The organism is Actinoplanes sp. ATCC 53533 (assembly GCF_003947245.1).
Genome location: NZ_QHHV01000602.1, coordinates 1 through 595 on the forward strand (window position 1 = coordinate 1; position 595 = coordinate 595).

1 protein-coding gene is annotated in these 595 nt (G+C 63.5%); it reads left to right on the forward strand.

The features are described 5' to 3' along the window. Positions 1-259: HNH endonuclease (locus tag DMB66_RS60240; protein ID WP_233625642.1), on the forward strand; the 259-nt coding region annotated here is incomplete at its 5' end. Between the last annotated feature and the right edge of the window lie 336 nt (positions 260-595).

Consider the following 595-nt stretch of genomic DNA (forward strand, 5'->3'; position numbering starts at 1 on the left):
GGATGCCAGGCACCGAGGCATGCCGATCGCCTGCGAAGCCTGTGGCTTCGACTTCGGTCGTGCGTACGGGCCTCGCGGTCAGGATTACATCGAGTGCCATCACCGCACGCCCTTACACGTCACCGGTGAGACGAACACCCGGCTGAGTGACCTCGCGTTGATCTGTTCCAACTGCCATCGAATGGTGCACCGCGCACGCCCGTGGCTGACGATCGAGGCGTTGCAGGACCTTGTCGTCGCACAGAGGTCGGCCGGCTGAGCGGCCACACGCTTTCCAAGTCTGTTGACCATCGTCCGACGCCAACCGATACCGTCCCTGACCTGCGGAAGTCCTCTATCGGCGGACAAGATCGAACGGCATCGGTCGGCAACGAATGAGACCATAATTGAGACCGAACGCGCCGCCCAGACGTAGATTCCGGACGGTGGGCCATCTTGGGCCAGCACCAGCTACTCGCCGCCTGGACCAAGGGGCCGAGCATCGCAACACGCCGCCAGACGTTGCCCAGTTGATCAAGGTTTCACGAGATGCTGGTGGCAGACATGTGCGCGGTGCGCGTCGGAAGTTCCGTCCGCCCGCCGAGCGCTCGGCGAA